This window comes from Pseudomonas sp. NPDC088429 (assembly GCF_044753305.1).
Classification (GTDB): Bacteria; Pseudomonadota; Gammaproteobacteria; order Pseudomonadales; family Pseudomonadaceae; genus Aquipseudomonas; species Aquipseudomonas rustica.
This window is the reverse complement of sequence record NZ_JBIVMX010000161.1, coordinates 1-1,804: the sequence shown is the minus strand read 5'-3', so window position 1 is coordinate 1,804 and position 1,804 is coordinate 1. Positions and strand designations below refer to the sequence as shown.

Sequence of the window (1,804 nt, the reverse complement as noted above, 5' to 3'; positions counted from 1 at the left end):
AACGAGGACACACCGGTAATAATTGCAGTCAACAGCAATGACACCTTTGAGAACGGTGGTCATGCGATCACGGCGATCAATGCCACAGCCATTACTGTAGGGGTGCCGCTGGCCGTGTCCAACGGTTCGGTAACGCTCAATGCGGACGGCACGCTGAGCTTTACCCCAGCGGCCAACTTTAACGGCGCCACCATCTTCAATTACACCGTGAACTCAGGCGGTGTAACAGAAACTGCGACTGTAACGGTCAATGTCACACCTGTTAACGATGCTCCAGTCCCGTCTGAGCCGATTCCACCTATTCCAGGTCAGTCTTTGGATCCGACATCAGGTAACTATGCGGCCCAGACGCAGGAAGATGTACTTTTCAGCGGTCAAGTGGTGGCGATCGATGCCGATGGCGACGCGTTGTCCTACACCTTGAACACCCAGCCGGCTCACGGCGTGGTTACGCTCAACGCCGCCACTGGCGAGTACACCTATACGCCAAATGCTGACTACAACGGCGCCGATATTTTTGTCGTGGAGATCAGCGATGGGAAAGGCGGAGCCGTGCAAACAACGGTAACCATGACGGTCGCAGCAGTAACCGACATCGCCGAAGACAATGTAACTACCGACGAAGGTATGCCTGTCACCATATCTGTGGATTCCAATGACACGTTTGAGAACGGCGGACATACAATTACCACCATCAACGGCGCCAGTGTGACGATAGGGGTGGCTGTTCCTGTTTCAAATGGTTCAGTAATACTGAATGCTGACGGCACGTTGAGTTTTACCCCATTAGGCAATTTCAATGGCGCAACCAACTTCAACTACACCGTAAGCTCGGGCGGTGTTACGGAAACGGCGACGGTGACGGTCAATGTGACGGCGGTTAATGACGTACCCGTTCCGATTGATCCGATAGTTCCCGGCCAGACTTTCGATCTGACGACAGGGAACTACGCAGCCAACACCTTGGAGGACATTTCATTCAGCGGTCAAGTGGTCGCTACCGATGCCGACGGCGACGCGCTGACTTACACCGCTAACACACAACCGGCACACGGCACGTTGTTACTCAACGCCGCTACCGGCGCCTACACGTACACACCCACTGCCGATTACAACGGCACCGACAGCTTTGTCGTTGAGATTAGCGATGGCAACGGCGGGATCGTGCAATCCGTCGTAACGCTCACCGTCACCCCGGTCGCCGATATTGCCGCCGACACGGTCGCTACCACCGAAGACACGCCGATCATTATCGCGGTCAACAGCAACGACACCTTTGAGAACGGTGCCCATGCGATCACGGCGATCAATGCCACAGCCATTACTGTAGGAGTGCCGCTGGCCGTGTCCAACGGCTCGGTAACACTGAACGCCGACGGCACACTCAGCTTTACACCGGTTGCCAACTTCAACGGCGCGACCAGCTTCGCCTACACCGTAAGCTCGGGCGGTATTACGGAAACGGCGACGGTGACGGTCAACGTCACGGCGGTCAACGACGCTCCCGTGCCCACTGATCCGGGTGTCCCTGGTCAGACTTTCGATCCGGCGACCGGCAACTATGCGGTCAGCACACCTGAAGATGTTGCGTTCAGTGGTCAAGTGGCCGCTACTGATGCCGACAGCGATGCCCTCGCCTACTCGGTCGCTACTCCGCCCACCAACGGTACGCTCACCCTCAATGCTGCCACGGGTGCCTACACCTACACCCCAACTGCCGACTACAACGGCACCGACAGCTTCGTCGTCGAGATCAGTGATGGCAACGGCGGGATTGTGCAATCCGTCGTAACGCTCACTGTTA

General features: G+C 56.7%; 1 protein-coding gene. It reads left to right on the top strand.

Annotated features, from left to right (window positions below; all coding sequences use genetic code 11):
- Positions 1-1,804 (top strand): tandem-95 repeat protein (locus ACIP66_RS28655; protein ID WP_400652662.1); only part of this gene is annotated, 1,804 nt, incomplete at both ends.